The organism is Pseudoflavonifractor phocaeensis (assembly GCF_021531815.1).
Taxonomy (GTDB): domain Bacteria; phylum Bacillota; class Clostridia; order Oscillospirales; family Oscillospiraceae; genus Lawsonibacter; species Lawsonibacter phocaeensis_A.
In genome coordinates this window covers 98,636-119,837 of sequence record NZ_JADYUM010000002.1, presented here as the reverse complement: position 1 = coordinate 119,837, position 21,202 = coordinate 98,636, and the positions used below count along the sequence as shown (strand labels likewise).

General features: G+C 56.6%; 19 protein-coding genes, 1 tRNA gene and 1 pseudogene. 9 read left to right on the top strand and 12 right to left on the bottom strand.

Annotation, left to right across the window (positions count from 1 at the left end; genetic code table 11):
* The first annotated feature begins 44 nt into the window (after positions 1-44).
* A complete protein-coding gene (locus tag I6E42_RS01840) occupies positions 45-977 on the top strand; it encodes a sugar phosphate nucleotidyltransferase (protein WP_235370140.1) in 933 nt (310 codons plus the stop codon).
* A gap of 67 nt (positions 978-1,044) precedes the next feature.
* Here I6E42_RS01840 and I6E42_RS01835 read toward each other — a convergent pair whose 3' ends face one another.
* Positions 1,045-3,672 (bottom strand): translation factor GTPase family protein, encoded by a 2,628-nt coding sequence (locus tag I6E42_RS01835; protein ID WP_235370139.1) that lies wholly within the window; start codon positions 3,670-3,672, stop codon positions 1,045-1,047.
* 20 nt (positions 3,673-3,692) lie between these two features.
* On the bottom strand, positions 3,693-4,283 hold the full coding sequence (locus I6E42_RS01830; protein ID WP_235370138.1) for a Pr6Pr family membrane protein: 591 nt from the start codon (positions 4,281-4,283) through the stop codon (positions 3,693-3,695).
* Between the two features lie 332 nt (positions 4,284-4,615).
* Between I6E42_RS01830 and I6E42_RS01825 the strand changes: the two genes are divergently transcribed.
* The 7 genes from I6E42_RS01825 (at position 4,616) to I6E42_RS01795 (ending at position 10,957) form a co-directional block, all read left to right on the top strand.
* Entirely contained in the window at positions 4,616-5,584 is a 969-nt protein-coding gene (locus I6E42_RS01825) for a putative ABC transporter permease (RefSeq protein WP_235370137.1), read from the top strand.
* A gap of 58 nt (positions 5,585-5,642) precedes the next feature.
* Positions 5,643-6,173, top strand: a complete 531-nt coding sequence (locus tag I6E42_RS01820; protein ID WP_235370136.1) for a DUF1836 domain-containing protein — start codon at positions 5,643-5,645, stop codon at positions 6,171-6,173.
* Between the two features lie 49 nt (positions 6,174-6,222).
* Positions 6,223-7,095, top strand: a complete 873-nt coding sequence (locus I6E42_RS01815) for a DegV family protein (protein ID WP_235370135.1) — start codon at positions 6,223-6,225, stop codon at positions 7,093-7,095.
* 643 nt (positions 7,096-7,738) lie between these two features.
* Positions 7,739-8,683, top strand: a complete 945-nt coding sequence (gene prmA, locus I6E42_RS01810; RefSeq protein WP_235370134.1) for a 50S ribosomal protein L11 methyltransferase — start codon at positions 7,739-7,741, stop codon at positions 8,681-8,683.
* 38 nt (positions 8,684-8,721) lie between these two features.
* Positions 8,722-9,834, top strand: a complete 1,113-nt coding sequence (locus tag I6E42_RS01805; RefSeq protein WP_235370133.1) for a metallophosphoesterase — start codon at positions 8,722-8,724, stop codon at positions 9,832-9,834.
* Between the two features lie 18 nt (positions 9,835-9,852).
* Positions 9,853-10,761 (top strand): DUF2156 domain-containing protein, encoded by a 909-nt coding sequence (locus I6E42_RS01800; RefSeq protein ID WP_235370132.1) that lies wholly within the window; start codon positions 9,853-9,855, stop codon positions 10,759-10,761.
* Positions 10,762-10,881: 120 nt separating this feature from the next.
* Positions 10,882-10,957, top strand: a tRNA-Ala gene (locus tag I6E42_RS01795).
* A gap of 156 nt (positions 10,958-11,113) precedes the next feature.
* Here I6E42_RS01795 and I6E42_RS01790 read toward each other — a convergent pair.
* From I6E42_RS01790 to I6E42_RS01745, 10 genes and pseudogenes are all read right to left on the bottom strand, one after another.
* Positions 11,114-12,751: a recombinase family protein gene (locus I6E42_RS01790; RefSeq protein WP_235370131.1), complete on the bottom strand. Its 1,638-nt coding sequence runs from the start codon at positions 12,749-12,751 to the stop codon at positions 11,114-11,116.
* A 77-nt stretch (positions 12,752-12,828) separates the two neighbouring features.
* Positions 12,829-13,122 carry a hypothetical protein gene (locus I6E42_RS01785; protein WP_235370130.1) on the bottom strand — a complete coding sequence of 98 codons (294 nt, stop codon included), beginning with the start codon at positions 13,120-13,122 and terminating at the stop codon, positions 12,829-12,831.
* Between the two features lie 100 nt (positions 13,123-13,222).
* Positions 13,223-13,540, bottom strand: a pseudogene (locus tag I6E42_RS01780) (MobA/MobL family protein); the annotation flags it as partial.
* 2 nt (positions 13,541-13,542) lie between these two features.
* Complete coding sequence (locus tag I6E42_RS01775) at positions 13,543-13,857, bottom strand: DUF3847 domain-containing protein (protein ID WP_235370129.1); 315 nt, start codon at positions 13,855-13,857, stop codon at positions 13,543-13,545.
* Between the two features lie 480 nt (positions 13,858-14,337).
* The gene (locus I6E42_RS01770) at positions 14,338-15,603 is read right to left on the bottom strand and encodes a protease inhibitor I42 family protein (RefSeq protein ID WP_235370128.1); all 1,266 of its coding nucleotides are present in this window, start codon (positions 15,601-15,603) and stop codon (positions 14,338-14,340) included.
* Positions 15,604-15,635: 32 nt separating this feature from the next.
* Entirely contained in the window at positions 15,636-16,751 is a 1,116-nt protein-coding gene (locus I6E42_RS01765; RefSeq protein WP_235370127.1) for a hypothetical protein, read from the bottom strand.
* Positions 16,748-17,350, bottom strand: a complete 603-nt coding sequence (locus I6E42_RS01760) for an RNA polymerase sigma factor (protein ID WP_235370126.1) — start codon at positions 17,348-17,350, stop codon at positions 16,748-16,750. The genes I6E42_RS01765 and I6E42_RS01760 overlap by 4 nt, the downstream gene beginning before the upstream one ends.
* A 287-nt stretch (positions 17,351-17,637) precedes the next feature.
* Positions 17,638-17,850 (bottom strand): helix-turn-helix domain-containing protein, encoded by a 213-nt coding sequence (locus I6E42_RS01755; RefSeq protein WP_033120704.1) that lies wholly within the window; start codon positions 17,848-17,850, stop codon positions 17,638-17,640.
* A gap of 12 nt (positions 17,851-17,862) precedes the next feature.
* A complete protein-coding gene (locus I6E42_RS01750; protein WP_235370125.1) occupies positions 17,863-18,624 on the bottom strand; it encodes a DUF2975 domain-containing protein in 762 nt (253 codons plus the stop codon).
* Between the two features lie 244 nt (positions 18,625-18,868).
* Positions 18,869-19,105 (bottom strand): LLM class flavin-dependent oxidoreductase, encoded by a 237-nt coding sequence (locus tag I6E42_RS01745; protein WP_235370124.1) that lies wholly within the window; start codon positions 19,103-19,105, stop codon positions 18,869-18,871.
* A gap of 208 nt (positions 19,106-19,313) precedes the next feature.
* Here I6E42_RS01745 and I6E42_RS01740 point away from each other — a divergent pair, with 208 nt between their 5' ends.
* Positions 19,314-20,534: a helix-turn-helix domain-containing protein gene (locus I6E42_RS01740; protein WP_328284069.1), complete on the top strand. Its 1,221-nt coding sequence runs from the start codon at positions 19,314-19,316 to the stop codon at positions 20,532-20,534.
* Positions 20,535-21,202: the final 668 nt, after the last annotated feature.

Sequence of the window (21,202 nt, the reverse complement as noted above, 5' to 3'; positions counted from 1 at the left end):
CCCGCTCTCCATCGCGTCAGATACCAATACAAGGAGTGACTGTTATGAATAAACCTGTTCTGGTGGTCATGGCTGCCGGCATGGGCAGCCGCTACGGCGGTCTGAAGCAGATCGACCCCGTGGGCAGCCACGGTCAACCCATTCTGGACTACTCCATTTATGACGCCCACCGGGCCGGCTTCGAGACGGTGGTTTTTGTCATCAAGCATGAGATCGAAGACGCCTTCAAGGCCGCCATTGGCGACCACCTGTCCAAGGTCATGGAAGTCAAGTACGCCTACCAGGAGCTGACTGACCTGCCTGAAGGCTACCGGGTCCCCGAAGGGCGGGTCAAGCCCTGGGGCACCTGTCACGCCATCCTGGCCGCCCGCAAGCTGATAGACGGTCCCTTTGCCGTGGTCAACGCCGACGATTACTACGGCCCCCAGGCATTTCAGGCCATTTACGACTACCTGAGCCAGCACGCTGACCGGCCCGGCTGCTATGAATACGCCATGGTGGGCTACCTGCTGGGCAACACGGTGACGGAAAACGGCTATGTCTCCCGGGGCATCTGCACCGAGGACCAAGACCACTTCCTCCAGACTGTTACCGAGCGCACTCACATCGAAAAAGACGGGGCCAACGCCCGCTTCACCGAAGATGACGGCGCCACCTGGACCGCTCTGCCCGGAGACGCCATCGTCTCCATGAACCTCTGGGGCCTGACCGGCAGCTTTGTTTCCGAGGCCTGGGACCGTTTCCCCGCCTTCCTGGACAAGGCCCTGGCGGAGAACCCCATGAAGGGGGAATACTATCTGCCCAGCGTCATCAGCCAGCTCATCGGTGAGGACAAGGCCCGAGTCAAGGTGCTGCGCAGCACTGACAAGTGGTATGGCGTGACCTATCAGGCGGACAAGCCTGTGGTAGTGGCCGCCATCGCGGAGAAGACCGCCGCCGGCCTCTACCCCGACGACCTGTGGGCGGAATTTCAATAAGCGCCCCCATCAAATACAATGAAAAAGGACTTCTCTGCGGCACGCAGAGAAGTCCTTTTCTCATGTTTTACTTTCCAATCACTTTCGCGGTGTTTTTCACCTTGCCCAGATCCCGGTTCCGGCTATTGTAGGCGGCCACCAGCCGGGCGATCTCTCCCCGGGCCCGCTCCACCTCCGCCTTGAAAGCCCGTGCGGACAGACGCAGGGCCCCGTGGCCCAGAATGATCATCTGCTCCAGGCCGTCGGACGTGGCCACCCGCACCTTGTGGTCCCGGCTCAGGTCGTAGGTTGCCTTCTCAATGTAAGCGTCGGCGGTCTCCGCCTCCTTGGTATACACCACATAGATGCCATTCTTTTTCTCCACCGAACCCGGGTTGCCCTTCACCTTGTAAGCGTCAAAGACCAGAATGACCACGCACTTCCGGAAGCCCTGGTAGTTGGCAAGAATATCCTCCAGCATGGCCCGGGCGGCGGCCACATCGGTCTGGGCCACCTCTTTCAGCTCCTCCCAGGCAAAGATGATGTTGTAGCCATCTACCAGGAGGTACTCCGGACCGGTCCGCTGCTCCCGGATAGAGTAGCGCTCGTCCAGACTGGTACGGGCGGGTTTTTTCTGGGGTTGAAAGCCCTGGCGCTCCACCTTCCCGTAGGTCCGCTCAAAGACAGCCTGAAGCTCCTTGTCCTGTTCCAACGACCCGCCCCGGTACTCCCGCCGTCCTCCGGCGGCAGTCTGAGGCTCCGGTTCCTGCTCCTCACCCAGCCGCAGGCCGCTGTCCACATGGGCGTATTCCCGCACCTGGTCCCATCTCACGTTGAAGCCGCCCCCGTGGGCGCAGAAGACGGAGTCGGCAGGGTTGTCCGTGTCCCGCTCCGGGTCGTACCCCACCGCGGCCGCCACGCCCGCCTGGTCATGGCAGGGCTCATAGCCCCGAAGGGTACAGGACAGCCGTCCCAGCCCCCGGGTGTAGGCGGTGACCTCCTGCCAGTAGTTTCCCAGACCGGCCGCCGGGGCCCGGCCTGTGAGAACGGACAGCTCCCCCTGGCCCTCCGGGCCCTCCACCGTACCGCCCATGGTCTGGATGTCTGCCATGGCCCGCCCCACACAGTCAGGGGACAACTCCAGCGTAAAGTCGTAGAACGGCTCCAGCAGGACCGTTTCCGCCTGCATCAGGCCTTGGCGCACCGCCCGGTAGGTGGCCTGACGGAAATCGCCCCCCTCGGTGTGCTTCAGGTGGGCCTTCCCCGCCACCAGGGTGATCTTCACGTCGGTGATGGGGGACCCGGTCAGGACGCCGGGGTGGTCCCGCTCCAGAAGGTGGGTCAGGATCAGCCGCTGCCAGTTCAGGTCCAACTGGTCGGTGGAGCAGGCGGAAGCCACCCGCAGGCCGCTGCCCCGCTCCCCCGGCTCCATCAGCAGATGGACCTCCGCGTAATGGCGCAGGGGTTCAAAGTGTCCGATCCCCTCCACCGGAGCGGCAATGGTCTCCTTATAGATCACATTTCCGGTTCCGAAGTCCACTTCCAGGCCAAAACGGTCGGCAATGCGCCGTTTCAGCACCTCCAACTGGACCTGTCCCATCAGTCTGACCCGAATCTCCTTCCACCGCTGGTCCCACAGCACCCGGAGCATGGGGTCCTCCTCCTCCAGCTGGCGCAGCTTGGGCAAAACAGTGTGGGGGTCGGCCCCCTGGGGCAAAATCATCTGGTAGCTGAGCACCGGCTCCAGGGCCGGGCCCTTAGCCTCCGGCTCCCCGCCCAGCCCCTGGCCGGGCCTGGTCTGGCTCAGGCCGGTGACCGCCACCACCATTCCCGGCTCCGCCTGGTCCACGGTGCGGAATTTCGCGCCGGAATAGAGGCGCAGCTGGTCCGCCTTCTCCTCCCAGATCTCCCCGCTCCGGCCGCCGGAGAGCAGCGTCTTCGCTTTCAGTACGCCGCCGGTGACCTTCAGCCAGGTCAGCCGGGTATTCTGGCTGTCCCGGGAGATCTTAAAGACCCGGGCGGCAAATTCTCCGCCGTATTCCGGCTGGAGGGTATAGTCCTCCAGTCCGGCCAGAAATTCCGCCACTCCCTCCAGCTTCAGGGCCGAGCCGAACCAGCAGGGGAACACCTTCCGGTCCCGGATGAGCCGGGCGGTCATCTCCCGGGGCACTGTCCCCGTCTCCAGGAACCTCTCCAGGGCCTCCTCGCTCTCCAAGGCCACCCCTTCGTCCCGGGTCTGGGGACCGGCGCCGAAATCCACGCAGCCCCCATCCAGCCGCTCCCGGAATTGTGCCAGCAGCCCGGCCCGGTCCGCCCCCGCCAGGTCCATCTTGTTGACGAACAGAAAGGTGGGGACCTGGTACCGCGCCAGCAGCCGCCACAGGGTGCGGGTGTGGCTCTGGACTCCGTCGGTGCCGCTGATGACCAAAATGGCATAGTCCAGCACCTGGAGGGTACGCTCCATCTCGGCGGAGAAGTCCACGTGGCCCGGGGTGTCCAGCAGGGTAACCTCCGTCTCTCCCAGGGTCAGCAGAGCCTGCTTGGAGAAGATGGTAATGCCCCGCTCCCGCTCCAGCACATCGGTGTCCAGAAAGGCGTCCCCATGGTCCACCCGGCCCAGCTTCCGCAGGGCGCCGCTCTTGTATAACAGGCCCTCGGACAGGGTGGTTTTCCCCGCGTCCACATGGGCCAAAATTCCAATGACCAGTCGTTTCATCGCTTCACCACATCAGTTTTTTATTCTGCCAGGCGCCTGTCCAGCCATACCAAGCCCCAGCCCAGCCCCAAGTATGCCAGACCCACAAGGGCGGCGTTTCGAAGCACATGCCCCCATCCCAGAGCCCACACATCCAAAAAGGGGTATGGGTAGGGAGTGTTGGAGTTGGGCAGGCAGCGCCCCGTCCGGGCGATCAGCACCGTGCCCGCAGAATAGGCTGCCGGAAAGACGGCCCAACCCAAGGGGTACCATAAGGTCGACCGTCCCTTGGGAATAAACAGCAGCCAGTCCAGCTCCATCAGCACAGGGACGGCAGTGTGGACCATTTGGTCCCCCAGCCAGCCCAGGGTGAAAGGCGTAAAACCACCGAAGGTTCCCCGGAGCAGCAGATGGTAGATCAGCCCCGTCACCAGGACAGCCATCAGGGCTGCACCATGGAGCAGGGGCGGCGTCCGGTCCCTGCCCCGGAGCAAGGCCCACAGGCTGTATATCGCGGCCAAAAGATTACTCAGCGTTGTGAAATACCGCAGCTGATACCAGTGGACCGCCCCGGCCCACAGCCCCAGTTTGATGGAGCAGTCCAGTAGGGCGCCGCTCAGGATCAGCCACAAACATGCTCTGGATGCGCGCCCCATACCTGCCGCCCCGCTTTCCCGCCTAACTATCATATCCAGCATACAATGGTTCCACGGTTTCTGTCAAGGAGGCAGGCTTTTCAGCGGCGGCCAAACGGGACCGCGGCATCGCTATGACAGGGAGGGCTGTTCCGCCGGGGCGGCCTCAAGCTGCCGTCTGCCACAGGGCAAAGAGATGCTGAAATCCCGGTTTCCTCCGCCTTCGGGGGTTGATAGGATGGGATGGACTTTTTCCCGCGGAAATGATATACTATACTGTCAAAGTGGAAACGCAATATTGCCTGTAAACCGTCAAAGGAGGACCTGATTTGTACCAATTTCTGTGGATCTTTTTTATCTATGCCTTTTTGGGCTGGTGTACCGAGGTGAGCTACGCCGCCCTGAACACCGGAAAATTCGTCAACCGGGGCTTCCTCAACGGCCCCGTCTGCCCCATCTACGGCTTTGGCGTGGTCATTGTCCTGGCCTGCCTCACTCCGCTGAAAGGAAATTTTCTCCTGCTGTTTCTGGGCTCTGTGATCCTCACCTCCGCGCTGGAGTGGCTCACCGGCTTCGTGCTGGAAAAGCTCTTTCACCAGCGCTGGTGGGACTACTCCGACAAGCCCTTTAATCTGAGCGGCTACATCTGTCTGCAATTCTCCATCGCCTGGGGCCTGGCCTGCCTATTCGTGGTGGACATTCTGCACCCCTCCATTGAATTCTTCATCCGCCTGGTCCCCCACACTCTGGGCTGGGTGCTGCTTACCCTGTTCGCCGCCACCATGGCGGTGGACCTGGCCGCCACGGTCCGCACAATTGCCAAGATCAACCGTCAGCTGACCCAGATCGACGAGATGGCCGCGCGCATCAAGTCCGCCTCCAATGAATTGGGAGAAAACCTGGCCGACCGGGTACTGGACGCCGCCGAAAAGGGCGCCGACCTGCGGGAAGATTGGGAGGATTTGATGGACAACCTGGCTGACCGCCGTGAGGATCTGGAGGACTCCTTGGCCGAGCGGAAGGCGGAATTCCAGGAGGACCTGGAGGACTGGAAAGAGAACCTGGTCCAACGCAAGGCCGAACTCCAGGCCCAGAAGGACCAGCGCCGCGCCGCCCGGAAGGCCGATCTGGCCGAGCTGCGGGACAAGCTCCAGGACCTGATGGACGGCGAAGCCTTCGGTCAGCGCCGTCTGATGGCCGCTTTCCCCAAGATGCGCTCCACGGACCATACCCAGGCTCTGGAACGCCTGCGCCGCCGGATGGAGCTGCGCCGCGATGAGAGCAAAAAACGGCATTGATGTTTTAAATGTCATGTGATAGCATTATAATTATGATATTGAGGGGAGGCTTTCATCGTTGGAAGAACTGCTCGACCTGAAAAAACGCATGGAGGAGGAACGCCCCGCCCCCTGGGAGGAGCTGCCCGATCTGGCGCTGTATATGGACCAGATCATCTCCTACATGCCCCGGCAGCTGATCCATTTTGATGACGGAGAGGCGCTGACCTCCGCCATGGTCAACAATTATATCAAGGACGGCCTGGTCCCCCGGGCCGAGGGCAAGCGGTACGGTCCGGTCCATCTGGGCTACCTCACCGCCGTGTGCGCTCTGAAAAAGGTCCTGTCCGTCCGGGACATCGGAGTGCTTCTCGCTGCGGGACAGTCTACAGGTAAGAACTCCCAGGAGCTGTACGACTACTTTTGCCGCGCTCTGGACCGCGCCCTCACCGAGACCGCCCAGTCCCTGGAAGAGGACGCCCAGCGGGAGGATCTGGCCAGGATCGCCCTGGATCTGGCCCTGCGCAGCTACGCGGCCCAACTGGCCTGCGCCCGTATTCTGGACATACTCCAGCCCCCGGACGAGCCCCACAAGAAGGGGAAGAAATAAGTCTCCGATCCGCTATTCCACCTTATCCTGTTTCAAAGGAGTGTATCTTATGTCTGATTTCGTCATCCTCACCGACTCCTCCGCCGATCTGGGTACCGACCTGATCGCCCAGTACGATATTCGGGTTCTTCCCCTCAGCTTCACCATCCGTGGGCTGACGTACCAGGATTTCCCCGACCACCGCGACATGGACCCAAGGGTCTTTTACGATATGCTGCGCAAAGAGGAGGTGGCCACCACCGCCGCCGTCAATGTGGCCCAATATATCCAGGCTCTGGACGCCCTGCTCCGGGAGGGACGGGACGTGCTGGTCCTGGCCTTCTCCTCCGGACTGTCCATGACGTACAACGCCTCCTCCATGGCCGCAGAAGAGCTGCGGGACAAATATCCCGACCGGAAACTGTACACCGTGGACACGCTGTGCGCCTCCCTGGGGCAGGGGCTGCTGGTCTGGATGGCCGCACTGGAGCGGGAGAAGGGCAAATCCATCGAGGAAGTCCGGGACTGGGTGGTTTCCCACAAACTGAATATCTGCCACCAGTTCACGGTAGATGACCTGCACTTCCTGAAACGGGGCGGGCGGATCTCCGCCACCACCGCTGTGGTGGGTTCCATGCTCCAGATCAAGCCGGTGCTCCATGTGGACAACGACGGACGGCTGGTCAACGTCGGCAAGGTCCGGGGCCGTCATGGCTCCCTGAAGGCCTTGGTGGACCGGATGGAACAGACGGCCATCGACCCCCGGGAACAGACTGTTTTTATCAGCCACGGAGACTGTATCCAGGATGCGGAACTGGTAGCCCAGATGGTCAAAGACCGCTTTGGCGTCCAAAATGTATATATCAACTATGTGGGTCCTGTCATCGGCGCCCACTCAGGCCCCGGTACCCTGGCCCTGTTCTATTACGGAATCGAGCGGTAAGTTTTAGTTTGTATTAAGTTATCGCCTGCGGGCGGGACGGGGGATGGAGATATTTCGCCTCCGGGCGAGGTACTTTTGTAGAGATACAAAAGTACCCAAAAATCTCCGGGGCTGCGGCCCCGCCCCCCAAGGGGCGTCCTACAAAAAAGCCTGCCTCACGTCCGGCGCACAAAGTCCGGTTTTGTTGCCTCTCCATCCGGGCCTTCGGCCCTGAGTAAAACGAATTTGGATAAGAACAGCCACCAAATGTCAGCGCTTGGGGCTCCGAATTGTGCGGCGTGGTTCCTGACTGCGCTGCTCCGCCCCGTTGTGTAAAACTTGATCCAGTGGCACTTCGCACCGGGCGGCCCCGGCGGGCCATATTGCTGATCCCCCGTAAAACCGCCGAATTTTGCGAAGCAACAAGGCGGCGTGTTCCAAATCAAATTTTGCGGCTTGGGTTTCACGCAGGGCCGCTGGGCTCCCGTAGTGGGGTCCGGGGGTAAGGCCGTTGGCGGCGGAGGGCGCAGCCCGAGGCCGGCCTGGCCGTCCCCCGGCCATCTTTTGGTGACTTTTGGATGGCTCCAAAAGTCACTCGCCGCCGCAGCGGCGAAGTCTCCTAACCCTATAAACTAAAATTTACCTATATTAAGGAGCATACAATATGGATGAAATGAAATGGCTGGAAATTGCCGTCAACACTGCCCCTGACAAATTAGATGAGGTCACCGCACGGCTCACCGCCGCAGGCATGGACGGCCTGGTCATCGAAGATGAAGGGGATTTTCTCCAGTTTCTGGAGCAAAACCGGAAATATTGGGACTATGTGGACCAGGAACTGCTGGACCGGATGAAAGGAGTCACCCGGGTCAAGTTTTACGTCACCGATGACGAGGACGGCCGCGCCCAGCTGGAGCGGTACACCCGGGGGCTTGGCTGGGAATATACGGTAACGCCCCTGGCGGACAACGACTGGGCATACAGCTGGCAGAAATACTACAAGCCCCTGGCCATCGGCCAGCGGCTCTATGTAGTCCCTGAGTGGCAGCGGGAGGAGCCCGTCCCCCAGGGACGCAGCCCCCTGTATTTGAACCCCGGACTCACCTTCGGCACCGGCTCCCACGCCTCCACCCAGCTGTGTCTGGAAGGCGTGGAGGAGCACACCGCCGCCGGCAGGCCCGTATTGGACCTGGGCTGTGGCAGCGGTATTCTGTCCATCGCCGCCCTGTGCCTGGGGGCCAGCACCGCGGTGGCTGTGGACATCGACCCGAAGGCAGTGGACGTGGCCTATGAAAACGCCGCTCTCAACGGCATCGGGAAGGACCGGTACACTGTCCTGGCCGGGGATGTGATCTCTGATGCCTCCCTTGCCGCCGAATTGGCCCAGGAAAAATACCACCTGGTGCTGGCTAACATCGTGGCCGACGTCATTATCCCCCTGTCCCTTCGGGTCCCCCAGATGCTGGCGGAGGACGGGGTGTTCCTGTGTTCCGGCATCATCGACACCAGAGCCCACGAGGTGGAGGCCGCGCTGAAGAAAAACGGCCTCACCGTCACCCGCAAGCGGGAGAAAAACGGCTGGGTGGCCCTTGAGGCCAAGTTGGGCTGACGCCGGCCCATTTCAGACCAGGAAAGGAGTGGATTCCCATGGACCGCGCCGTTGTCATCCGCCCCCGATTCCCCGCCGGACGGCGGATCATTGCCGTCAGCGACATCCATGGCAATCTTCCCTTTTTTGACGCCCTGATGGAGAAAGTCAGACTGACCCCTGATGACATTCTGGTGCTGGTGGGGGATATGCTGGAAAAGGGCCGGGACAGTCTGGCCCTTCTGCGCCGCCTGATGGAATTGTCCAAGACCCACACCATCTATCCCCTGTGCGGCAACTGTGACGGCCTGGTGCTCCGGTTCTTTGATACGGACGCCTTGGACCAGCGCTTTTTCTCCTTTTACCTTCCCCAGCACCCGGAATCCACCCTGCGGCAGCTGGCCCGCGAGGGCAGCTTTGAACAGTTGGAGGACCTGCCCCGGCTCCGGCGTGACCTGCGGGCCGCTTATCCTGAAATCTGGGCCTGGCTGGGCGCCCTGCCCACCATTTTAGAGACGGAGCACCTGGTCTTCGTCCACGGCGGAGTGCCTTCCCTGGAGCATATGGAGGAGCTGGACCGCTGGCGTTGCATGAAAAATGACGATTTTCTGGACCAGGGGCACTCTTTTGACAAATGGGTGGTGGTGGGCCACTGGCCGGTCACCCTGTACCGGGCTGACATTCCCTCCGCCGCCCCCATCATCCTGCCCGACCGGAAAATCGCCTCCATTGACGGCGGCTGCGTTCTCAAGATAGACGGCCAGCTCAACGCCCTGATCCTCCCCTCGGAGGACTCCGACCAGCTGACCTGGACTGCCTGGGACGGCCTGCCCACCGCTGTCGCCCTGGACCGTCAGAAGGCCTCCGCCGACTCTGTCAACATCCGCTGGGGCCGCAGCGCCCTGGACCTGCTGGAAACTGGCGAAGAAACTTCCCTGTGCCGTCACCGGGAAACAGGGCGGGTACTTTCCATTTTGAATTGCTACCTCCATCAAACTCCCAACGGCCTGTGGTGCGAAGACTCCACTGATTACGCCCTTCCCGTGTCCCCCGGTGACTCTTTGACTGTGGTAGCGGCCACAAAACAGGGTTTTTTGTGCAAAAAAGATGGGGTTACGGGCTGGTATTACGGCCGCCTGTCGGGTATAATGGGAGAGACCAGAGAAAAATAAACACAAGGATTTGAATGTATGCTTGATTTCCATCCCCTGCAGCTAGAGGATCTGCCCAGGCTGCGCCAGTTTTTCAGTTACAGCGGAAGCCGGATCTGCGACACCACCCCGGGTACCGTTTTCATCTGGCGCGATATGTACAAGACGGAGTGGGCCATTCACGACAGCTCCCTCTATTTTAAGGTTTTTTATCCGGATCTGGGCGAGACCTTTACCTTGCCCCTGGGCGGTGGCCGGCCCGAACATTACCGCCAGATCGCCGACTACTGCTGCCGCCGGAATATGCCGATCTCCTTCTATCCCGTCCCAAAGGACGAGTTGGAGCGGCTGCAGCAGTTTTTCCCCAACAGCGCCGCCATTGCCGCCCGGGACAGCTTCGACTACCTGTACCGCGCGGAGGATCTGAAATATTTCCGTGGAAAAAAACTCAGCGGCCAACGCAATCATGTGAACAAGTTTCTGAAAACTTACGGCAGCTGGACCTTCCGGCCCATTACCGCGGAGGACATCCCCGCTGTCAAGGCTTTCTTGGACCGGTACGCCAGCCGCTGGGACAAGTCCGCCGCCTCCTTCCATGAGGACATCGCCAAGACCCATGAAGTGCTGGACAATTTCCAGACCTACGATCTTCTGGGCGGAATGTTGTCCGTGGAAGGCAAAATTGCCGGCTTCTCTTTGGGCGAGATCGTGGGAGACACTCTGTTCACCCATATTGAAAAGGCGGACCGGGACTACGAAGGCTGTTATCAGATGCTGGTGGCCCAGTTTGCCCAGCAGTTCGCCCACGAAGGCGTCCACTTCATCAACCGGGAGGATGACGCAGGTGACCCCGGCCTGCGCACCAGCAAGCTGTCTTACCATCCAGTAGCCTTACTGGAAAAGTACACGGTCACCATCGAAGAGCCCTGCGCTTACTGCACCCTATAAACATGACAGGGACGCCGGTATCTCCGGCGTCCCTGTTTTGGCTCAGTTTTTTTAAAAATCACCTTTACTTTTTTGAAAAATCTGTTATAATAAAGAAGCTGTTTTCAGCCTTATATGTTTGGGCCTATAGCTCAGTTGGGAGAGCGTTCGGTTCGCATCCGAGAGGTCGAGGGTTCGAATCCCTTTAGGTCCACCACGTCGTCGCGGACTTCATATCGTTCGCGACGACTTTTATTGTCTTAACAAAGACAACCCAAAAAGAAAGACACGACTTTAGCCGGGTGGTCGTAAAACAGTAAAATGAAAAAATGGTGAAAACCTTGAGTTTTCAAAGGGTGCGGCGTGACTTCGGTCACGCCGTTTCCTCTTTCATCAGCTCATTCAGCGGGATGAAGCCCAGCCCATCGTACTGGATGTGAATGTGCTGCACACGCTTCCCGCTGGATTTGTCCGGTGCGTCCACATAGATGGCGGACACCAGTTCCCGCAGAGCGTAGCCGTCCAGCTCGTCGATTCCCACATACTTGTGCGCCGTCTGAATGAACTTCTCAATGTTTTCGTTCTGTCGTTCCTGTACTTCAATTTCCTGCCGCATGGTGACGCACTCGTTCTCCAACTGCTTCTGCTCCGTTTCATAGGTCAGGCTCAGCATATCGAAGCGGTCATCACTCAGCCGCCCGCTGGCGTTGTCCTCGTAAATCCTGATGAACAGCCGTTTCAGTTCAGCGATGCGGTTTTCGTTCCGTTCCAGCCGTTTCCTGCGGATGCGGATCTGCTCACTGCTTTCCAGCCGGAGTTGTTCCTCCATCACTGCACGGAAATGTGCCTCATGCCGCAGAATGTAGCCCGTCACAGCCTGGATGTGTTTCAGGACTATGTGGCTGAGTACGGTTTCCCGGATGTAATGAGTACCGCACTTGTCCTTGTGCTTCCAATGGAGAGAACAGTCAAAGAACGCGCCCTCCGGTCGGTAATTGTTGGTCGCCCCGTAATACAGCTTCTCACCGCAGTCGGCACAGTACACCAGCCCGGAAAAGATGCTGCTTCGGCCTGTGCGGGTCTTGCGATGCCGCTGCTGGCGCACCTGCTGTACCTTCTCAAACACGGCTTCCTCGATGATGGCCTCATGTGTATTGGGGAAGATGGCTTGCTTCTCAAGGGGATTGTCCCGCTGCTTCTTGTCCCAGATGGAGTTGGTATAGGTCTTGAAGTTCACCGTACAGCCCGTGTACTCCCGCCGTTCCAGAATCGCCACAACGGTACTGCTGTGCCAGTCGCAGGGGTCCTCCGGTTTCTTGTTTGGGGTCTTGATTCCCTGCAAGGCCCTGTATGCGCTGGGGGTCAGCACCTTGTCCGCTTTCAGTTGGTTGGCGATCTGCTTGGGGCCACGGCCCTCCATACACAGGTCGAAGATGCGTTTCACCACATCGGCGGCTACCGGGTCAACCACCCAGCGGCGGGGGTTCTCCGGGTCTTTTACATAGCCATAGGGCACATTGGTGGTCAGGGGTACGCCTCGCTCACCCTTGGCTTTCTGGACGGCCCTGATCTTGCGGCTGGTGTCCCGGGCATAGAACTCGTTGAACCAGTTCTTGATGCCCGCAAAATCGTTGTCCACCCGGTTGGGGTCGATGGTGTCGTAGTTGTCGTTGATGGCGATGAAGCGGACACCGTTCTGCGGAAAGGTGAAGTTGGTGTAAAGCCCGGTCAGCGCGGAGTTGCGGCCCAGTCTGGAAAGGTCTTTGGTGATCGCCACGGCCACCCGTCCCGCCTCGATTTCGGCCAGCATGGCCTGAAAGCCGGGACGGTCGTAGGTCACACCGCTGACTCCGTCATCCACGAAAAACATGGGGTTGGGGAAGTGATGCTCCCTGGCATACTGCAAAAGCATGGCCTTCTGATTTTCAATGGACAGGGATTCGCCAGCCCGGTCATCCTCCTGAGACAGTCGGCAATAAAGGGCGGTCATTTTATCTGTTGCTCCGTACATTTCTGTATCCTCCTTTGATGGAGCAACTGTCAGTACAGGATTGGTTGGCTCTATTGTACCAAGATTCTGGGTGTTTGTCATTCTGAATCCTCCATCTTTTCCGCAAACTTTCTGGATGTGATGCGTTCCAGCTTGCGGACAAAGTTTTCCGTCCCCTCATAGCTGCCTGTCACAACGTAGGTGGTGCCGTGGATGACCTCGGTAACGGTCAGTTCGGGAATCCAGAAAGCGGATAGGTTCTTTACATGGATGTGGCCGTCCTCACCCCAAAAGAATCTGCGCTCGGCTCTTTCGGGGGGCAGCGGTTCCGAATTGGAGAAATAATATCCCTCCGGGTCGAGTTGGTGTTCAAATTGCGATTTCTGTCCCATAAGTACCTCCTGATTTTGTGTAAGAATTAGTGTTCGATTTCCGACTTTTTCTGCCGTGCAGCGGCGTTCTGACGCTCCTGTTCATGCTGTACCTCATATGCCTTGCAAGCTCAATGTTCTCCTGCATGGAAAACTCGTTCTGCAAGGCAATGTCAAAACTATATGCAAGCTGGGCTCTCTTTCCACGTTCCACTTTCTCCACGGCGTTCCAGAGTGTTTCCCGGTCAGAGAAAGAGGGCGGTGCTTGGGGCGGCAGCAGGATTTCCGAACAGATCACGCCGCCCTTGCGGGTGTAGTCGCTGTCCTCGCCGTAATACTCGCTGTGCAGCTTTTCGCCGGAGCGATAGGCGGCAGCAGCCACGACAGACTGTCCGGCGCTGCGCTTGATCTGGGTTACGTGAAAATGGAATAATGCGATGGTCAATCACCCCAAAACTCATTTTTGTTGTGCTCGTTGACGGCCTCCATGAGCAAACCCTTGACCTCTGGCAAGGCGAGGGCTTTTTCCGCAAAGGCGTAAAATTCGGTTTCGCTCAACACCTTCGCCAACGGGACTACACTCTCCACAGCGGCTCCACGAGTAATCAACCTGTGCGCCCGTTTCCGGCGGTCACCCTTTTCATAGTAGACGGCACGGTTTTCAAGCTGCTGCTGTTTGTGCCGGAGCTGGGCAAGCTGGCGCTCATTGGCGGCAATCTCGGCTTTCAGTTCGGGGACGGTTTTCTGTTTTGTCATAGTGCATGACCTCCTTTTTGATGGGATGGATGGGATGAAAAAGACCGCCTACATTTTCGGTAGACGGTCTGACTGACAGTATGAGATTTTCAGACTTTGCGGCGGGAACTGTCTGCTGAAAGCAGATTGTTCCCGCTGCAAAGTGCGCTGGGATAGCTGCGTAAGCAGCGCAAGGGAGACACTCCCTTGTTCGGAACGAAGTGACGCAAAACAGCCCGGACTTCAATTGTCCGGGCTGTTCGCTCCGCAGGACGCACAATACAGGGTTTACCCTGTATAGAAGTGCGCCATTAGCAATGGAGAAATCGACCGCTACTTATCGTCGTCTGCACCGATGCGGGCTTAATATCCGAAGTGACAAGAATTGTCCATCTATTCCACTGCTCGTGTGTTTGATTTATAGTGATCTTCCTATGCCGTTTACGGCGTTAGATTTTCAAAATCTGTTTGTGTTCAATCACAGAAGAATCTCTTAAATGCTTATTTCGCAGGATCAACCGTGATATAGACAGTCAGCTTATTCTGCCCCACATCGATCCAATCCATGGGCTGGGTACAATCATAATCGTAGTACAGCTGATAGCCCTCCATGGCGTCAAATTCCACCTCCGTGGACTTATCCATCTGGAAAGCCTGTTCCTCGGAATTCTCTTTTCCGGGATTGATGATCACGTTCAGATAGCAGGCGTCCTCCGGGAACAGAATATTCATAGCCGCCTGCTCCTCCATGAGCCGGGGTTCATCGTAGAGAATATTGCTGCGGGTCACGGAGACTACGCTGCCGTCCTCTGCACTATGCTCCGTCACCTCCATGCCGGTGATGAGGCCGGTCGCATCGTCGATAAAGTAAATGACCTCGCTGTTGATCCCTGTCAGACCATTCTGCCTGGCGGCGGTCAGGGTGGTGGTTCCATACTCTGTGCTGTCGGTCTTGTCCGCCACGGTCTCATAGTCATACGGCTGACGCGCCAGCCAGCGGTCAGACACCATGGCTTCATACTCAGGCGCCGGGCACAGCGTCATCGTTTTCAGGCCGTCTTTTTCGCAGGTATACAGGGCACCGGGAACGTCATCGTTGATGTATCCCGCCTCGCAGTATACGACCTGGTCAGCATCATCGTACTGTTCGTAGTCATACCACAGGCGACCATCGGAACTGACGAATTGACGGACAGTCTTATTCTGCCAGTTGTTCTCCCCGTCCCAGGTCTCGGAGACGCAGGTCACCGCGCTGTGTTCCTTCATAATCATGGGGATGCTGTTGCTGTTTCGAAGGTCTGTGATCTCCGGATCATCCTGCCCACTAATGGGCATAACGGAAGCGTTGGAGACGTCGGCTACTTTTCCATCCTTGCAGGTAACATTCAGCGCCCGGATTTCCTCCAGCACATCATCCTTGGCATAGGAGAAAGACACAACTGTCTCGCCGTCTTCCAGCGCCCGGAAGCTGGCAACAAAGGTGCCGTCATTGTCCTCCAGCGTGACCAGCTCCAACAGGGAGGTGTCGTCGATGGTAAAGTTCCAAATGAATCCTTCCTTTTCGGCGGGAAGGCGGATGGTCAGAATGCCTGCTTCCTGATCAATTTCATACCAGGTGTCGGATGTTTGTTCTTCCAAGGAGCTTCCGTCAGCTTTTCCTTCACTGGTGTTCTGTCGGCCGCACCCGGCCAGCAGCCCTGTCACGCAGGCGAGAGACAGGATCAGGGCAAGTATCTTTTTTGCGTTGTATTTTTCTTTCTGAATCATATCATGTTACCTCGATTCTATATGTCGATCCATCAGGGAATCCAATAGCGGATGATCTGCACCACCTGCTCCTGCCGGACAGTGATGACCGTGTTGTAGCAGTTGAAGGGCGTTTCGCTGGCCTGAATAGCCGCAGGGACGTCCTCGTACTCATAAACCAGGCCATCAGGTTCATGTTCCAGGTCGGCGTGATCTTCAAAGGTGCAGTCAGTGGATACGGGCAGGGTGATCGTTCCCAGATCATAGTAGATCGGCTGGTCATTCATTGCGTTGGTACGATACAGGCCGTCGTCCTCAATCAGCTCTACGCCGCCGTTGATGATGACGGTGCCGTTATCCCGCCGGATGCTCTCAATGGTCACCGGCTTCCGACAGACCTGGATCTGGTCGCCTTCTTTCAAACTCTGAATGTCTTCCAGTTCATAGCGGTCATAGTCACAAATCTTTGCGGTCAGGGAATATCCGCCCCCAGTTTTGACAAGGTCTGCCGCCGTGAAGTCCACGGAGTAGCCGCCATCGGCAAAGGCGTCCTCCGCACTGTCCATTGGATACAGCGGCATAACGTACCCCAGCTTTTCTACAATGGTTTGGGCGGTGTCCAGCAGCACCTGGGCATCGCTGCCACCGGCAACACACCACTGCGTCTCGGCCTCCGGAGCATACCAGCCCACCCAGGCCGCATCCTCGGACTTGCGCAGCTGGACGGAAACATCTTCGCCGCTCCAGTCCAAGCTCTCCGTCCAGTCAGCATAAATACCGGAGATGTCCTGGGGCTGCTCTGCCTTTAAGGCACGGCAGTGGTACGTCTGCCCGCCTTGTTCAAAATTGACTTCGGCCATTTGCTTGTCGCTTGCCCCTGTGTCGATCAGGTAGTAGGAGGTGCCGGAGGCACTGTCCGGCAGGGGGATGGAGTACCCCAGCCGCTGAAACTCAGCTGCGCTGGATTCGTGCATGGGGTTTGTGATCATGGTGGGCTGGTCAGTGCCTCGGTGGGTCATGGTGACGGCAGTTACAGCCACGGCAAGACAGGCGGCAATCGCCCCGGCGCTGTATAGCCAGGAACGCTTCTTTTTCATAGGCTGCTGCGCTTCCTCCAGCAGGTCATCATCCACGGAGTTCATCCATTTCTGAAAACGAGTTTCGTTCATAGTGTAATCCTTTCCTGTTCCAGTTCCGCGCGCAGACGTTCCCTTGTGCGGAACAGCGATGTTTTAACCTTTGCTTCGCTGACACAGCATTCTTCCGCGATCTCCCGGATGCTCTCTCCGTACCAGTAGCGGCGCAAAAAGAACACGCGGACCTCAGCGCTCTGACGGCGCAGGAAGCCGTTCAGCACCCGACGCAGCTCTGATGCATCCAGTTCTGTGTCCGGATCGCCCTGCCCGGTAGCGATCCAAGGTTCCAATTCCTCAAAAGCGTCGGTGAGGGCTGTACTGCGCTGGGCAGCAGTATTGTAGTTATAACGGTCCAATGCCAGATTCCGGGTGATGCGGGCCAGATAGGCCCGCAAAGAGCGGGGGCGTTCCGGCGGGATGGCATTCCAGACACGAAGGTAGGTGTCACTGACACACTCTTCCGTGTCCCTGGGGTCAGTCAGGAGCCGCTGGGCCACACTGCGGCACAGCGCACCATATTTCTTCTGGGTCTGGGTAATGGCTTCCTCACACCGCTGAAAGAACAACTGAATGATCTGCTGGTCTCCCATGGTGGCTGAAAGTTGAGCTTTCTTTGTTTCGATTTGTTCCATAGTGTTTCCCCCGGTACTTGAAGCGGCTTCATCCTATTAGACGGCACCATATCCGTTTTCGTTTCAGAAGTCAAGTGGAATATTTTCGGGCTACTCCAAGTTTAATGTAAGATTATAGATGATCAGAATAAATTTCCTGTAAGGCGGGCACCTTACAGGAAATTTCCGCTTTATCGTTTTTCCGCTTGTTATGTTTCGGTTCTTACAAAGATATCCTTGAGAATTTGCTCTGGCGCCATGCTCATCGTTTGCCCTTTTCATCGGCATATGCTTCATCCACGTTCATTTTATTCTTCAGGGCTGTATTCCAATATGTCACCCGGCTGACATTGCAGCACGTCACATATCGCAGCCAATGTAGAAAACCGGATGGCGCTGATATGCCCGTTCTTCATCTTGGAAAGGTTCACATTTGCAACGCCGACTTTCTCCGACAACTCATTCAGGCTCATTTTCCGGTCCGCCATTACGCGGTCCAGCCTTAAAACAATATGTCCCATTGTCCGCCCCCCTTACAGCGTTTCATCCGATTCTTTTTGGAGCTGAACCCCGTATTTGAATACTGTCACCAAACACATTGTTACGGCGAAAGCAATTAAGACACCCCACTGAATGCTGATTCCGGTGTCTCTTCCGGCAGACAGGGACGCGGTAGACAGCGTTTCAACAATGGTGGCAAACAGCGTAACGGGAAGAAGAGAAAAACCGAATGCTCTCATCTTTGTCACAAGTTCTTCGCAGAACGGAGATTCACACTTTGCAAGCACCGCAAACAGTCTTTTCAGCATAAACAGAGCTGCGGCAGCAGAAGCAGCAAACAAAGGCGCGAAGATAAGGACTGACACCAAATTCGCCGAACGGTACTCAGCAGGCGATGACGTGGCTTCGATCACCTTTGTGTTTTCTTCGGAATGAATTTTGGCGGAAGAAAATGACTGGTTGAAAAATGAGAGTTCCATATTGAAATCCTGATCTTCAGGAGGAATAATCTTATTATTTCCACCGCTCAGCATTGCCTCGGGGCTTACGTCCCCCGCATAAGAAAAACCATCTGCAAGAATGTCCCACAGGGAATCGAAATTCTTTTCGTTGATCCTGAATTCGGCATGATTGGTAACGCGAACTGTTAGCGCATCCTTTGGAAGCGTAGACACAAAAATTGTAGCTACACAGCTCGCTGCAGCCGCTAAGATTGCTATGACCATTAAGACTGTCATTGCAATCTTGCCCACTTTACCGAACTTGTGGAAGTTTGAAAGAGTTTTAGAATTCATAAGAACGCCTCCTACGCAAAACATAAATTATTTAACGTTTATCGTTATGTTCGCAGTATATACCGATACATATGCTTTGTCAAGAGATTTTTAATGCTTATCGTTAATTATTTTATGCTATCTTGAGACAAAAGCGAGTCATATTAGCTATCGATATACTTTATTCCGCATAGCCACAAGCTGCCTGTCCTCGTTCTGATCTTTGCTTGATACACAGATATAGCCGTAAGCAGGTCCTGCGATATTACCTCACCTCCCGGCGCTTCTGCCAGACTAAATCATAGCCCAGCACATCGGCCAGCTCCACGGCCTCAGTGTACCGCAGGGAGCCGCGCCGCAGCTTGCCGGACAGGTTGGGGACGCTGCTGCTCCAGCCGTGTTCGTCGACCAGCAGCTCCACCACCTCCGTCATGGTCATGCCCTCCCGGGTAATGTAGGATTTCACTTCGTTGCGGCAGTTTTTTGCTTTGTTTCTGCTCATATTTGTAATCCCTTCTCCTTTTTGGATTCGTTCTGTGGTAGAATGGATGTGCTGGATGGCAACAGCCATTTGCCGCAGAGCGTTGTTTTGTTGTGGACGGCCATCCGCTGGAATTGCCGCCCGTGTATCCCTGTTCACAAGGGACACCTATCGTTTTTGCTGTTCTGCTTGCCTTTTTGTAGTTCGGTGAAAACGCACACGGAACGGCGTGCTGTGTTCGCTGCCCGGTGCATCGCTGATTGATATGGCCAACGGCACAAAAACAGCGGGTTCTTCGCTGTTTTCACATGGTTTGAAAATAGCTGTGGTTTTTTGCCGCTTTTCCCGAACTCGTTCCTGCCCGGAGGATCGCTCCCGGCGTTCCCGTCCCCGTTGGTATGCTCGCGCTTTTGCGGTCATGGCAAATACTTCGCCGGGGGACATATCCCATTCGGACGGTCATTCGATTTTCAAGGTTCTGGTGTTGTTACAGGTACAGTTTAACGAAAAAATACGCTCTTTCCCGTATATCCAAGAGGTTGGAAAAGAGCGCAAAACAGGCTGGATTTCCACGCTTAGAGACAGAAAGAAGGAGGGGTGCGCCATGCAGATAAAACTCACCATACAGGAGCGATTGAAGGATTTGCGAGTGGAACGGGGCCTGACGCTGGAACAGCTTGCGGAGCAGACCGGGCTTTCCAAGTCCGCCCTCGGCAAATATGAGGCAGACGATTTCAAGGACATCAGCCCATTCAGCATTGTCACGCTGGCGAAGTTCTACGGCGTGTCCACGGACTATCTGCTGGGTATGACAGAAACGAAAAATCACCCAGACACAGAGCTGGACGCTCTGCATCAGAGTGATGGTGCGATAGAAGTATTAAGGACGGGGACGTTTAATCACCGACTGCTGTCGGAAATGCTGTGCCACAAAGATTTCCAACGTATGATGTTAGATGCGGAGATCTATGTGGACCGGATTGCAGATATGCGGATCAACGATATGAACGCCATGCTGGAAGCAGTACGGAAGATGGCCCTGATGAAGCAGGACGGACAGGACGATCTTGCCACCCGGACATTGGAGCTGGCCCAGGTGCGGGAAGATGACTATTTCGGTCATGTGCTTGCCGACGATCTGAAGGCGATCCTCCGTGACATTCGGGAGGAACACAGCAACGATACCACAACGGCAGACACACCCTCTATTGCAGAGGAAGTTCAGAGCCAGTTGCAGGATGCCATGAACTTTGAGTGCAGTGACGCTGAGAAACAGGCAAGGATATTCCTTACGACATTCGGCATTGACTACGACGCCATTACCAAGGAGCAATTTATCAATCTCATCGAAGTGTTAAAGTTGTCCAAACACATGAAAAGCCCAACTAACCAGCGTGGCAAGGCACGGCCATACCAGCCGCATGGAAAAGGGAAACGGAAACGCAAATAAACAGAAAAACACGCCATACTCAACCTTTGAAGCTGAATATGGCGTGTTTTTTCGTTGACCAATCCCGTCTGACAGATGCTCATTTCGTGTTATTTGGCTAACACTGTTTTACGAACACCTGCCCTTTGTCGTGTCTTTCTTTTTATAATATCCCAAACACTTTAGATGTCGCCACTTTCAGGGCTGCACCCAAAACCAAATCGAAGCCCAGCGCAGCGGGTTCGATTTGAAGAGGAGAAGCGACGGAATGAATGAGCGATGACTTTTTAAAACAAAAAGTCGCCGCGAACGATATGAAGTCCGCGACCTCTCGGATGCGAACGGATTCGGGAGCTTGATTTATGACACTTTCCGGCTGTTTTCAGCCCTTTCGTCTGGAAAGCGAATGGTCTTGTGTCCTCTTGTGCCAGATGTTCCCGCCTGTCCCGGAAACCTCTGTGGTATCCGTTGTGGTCATGAGCAGAGTCCCATTGCAATACTCAAATGGTTTGACTTCTTTCCAACTCGATGATCGCGCTAATACTAATCATCGTCAAGGCCTCGCAGGGCATGCGATGCCATAATCCAAGATAAAGCCGCAGCGCCCCTGAGTGAATATTTACGGGATGGACAATGGGAGTACATGCTCCCGATGCAACCATAGAGAAAAATCTGCCTGACGCAGGCGC